The sequence below is a fragment of the Asaia sp. SF2.1 genome (genome assembly GCF_000505765.1).
GTDB lineage: Bacteria > Pseudomonadota > Alphaproteobacteria > Acetobacterales > Acetobacteraceae > Asaia > Asaia bogorensis.
Genome location: NZ_AYXS01000049.1, coordinates 15,490 through 16,794 on the forward strand (window position 1 = coordinate 15,490; position 1,305 = coordinate 16,794).

2 protein-coding genes are annotated in these 1,305 nt (G+C 59.8%); both read right to left on the reverse strand.

Going from position 1 to position 1,305, the window contains the following annotated elements:
• Nucleotides 1-314, reverse strand: a 314-nt coding sequence (locus P792_RS39280; protein ID WP_235075524.1) for a gamma-glutamyltransferase, incomplete at its 3' end; no start/stop codon positions are given.
• 15 nt (nt 315-329) lie between these two features.
• Nucleotides 330-1,305, reverse strand: a 976-nt coding sequence (locus tag P792_RS33650; protein ID WP_031241489.1) for a M1 family aminopeptidase, incomplete at its 5' end; no start/stop codon positions are given.

Genomic DNA, 1,305 nt, shown 5'->3' on the forward strand with positions numbered 1-1,305 from the left:
ATATTGCCGGCAGCCGGATAGACCACGGCCAGCGCATAACCCACGGCAACAGCCGCATCGACAGCATTCCCGCCGTCGCGCAGGATCTTTGCCCCGACATCAGAGGCCAGATGCTGCGCCGAGACCACCATGCCATGCGCACCCTGCGTCGAGGGAATAGGGGGGCGGCTGGTTGCGGCGCCCCCAAAATTGAGCGCGTCGCCACCCGGTGCCGCCTGGGCAGGGCTGAAGGCCGAGAGCGTGACGGCACAGGACAGGGCGGAAGCAGACAAAAGCTGACGCCAGCGATCGGGCGTTGAGGCAGGGAAAGACATAAGACGGTCCTGAAATCAGTGAGAAGAAGCGGGCGAAGAAGGGCGTGGCACCGGGCTAAGCGCATCATTGCTGCGGTCGGTATCGGGAATGGCGTGATCCGGGTCGAGGATCGCGCGCTGTACAGGGCTGCCGCCCTTGAGCGTCACGACATGGATATTACCGCCGCTCCAGACTTCTGTCGGAATAACAATGCGTTCGACGCTGCCATCGTCACGGGTGACGGCAAGAGTAACCGGCAAAGGCAGCCAACCCTTGTTGCTGATCGTCAGCGAGACGCCTTTTTTCGGGTCTTTATCGGGATACTCAATGGCATCGAGCGCATAATCGGGGCTGCGATTCTCGAAATACCAGCCGCGCCAGAACCAGGAGAGGTCTTCACCGGCATCGCTCTCCATCAGACGAAAGAAATCCGAAGGGGTCGGATGCTTGTAGGCCCACGCGGCGATGTAGTGGCGAAAGGCGCGGTCGAAGCGTTCCGGCCCCAGAATCTGGCTGCGCAGCAATTCGAGACCGTAGGCCGCCTTGAAATAGGCCATGGCATGACGATTGCCATGACCCGGAATGGTGGATGAGGTCATGAGCGGGTCATAGACCGGGTCTTTCAGGATCTTGACGATATCATCCGCTGGCTTGCCCGTGTCGGGGGCATATTCGCCGTCCTGCTTGGGGGCGAACTCTCCCTTGTTGAAGTGTTGAGAGGCGAGGGAGTCGATGAAGGTGTTGAACCCTTCATCCATGAAGCCATGGCGGCGCTCATTACTGCCGACAATCATGGGGAACCACCCATGGCCCAGCTCATGGGTGGTGATCCAGAAGAGCTTGGCATCACGGTCGTGCATGCCGTCAAAAACGATGCCGGGATATTCCATTCCAGCGCCATGACCGCCGACATTGATCGCTGTGGCCCAGGGATAGGGGTACCAGCTCGACGAGAAATACTCGATGCTATGCTTCACATATTGTGTCGATCGGTCCCAGGCCTGTGAGCCG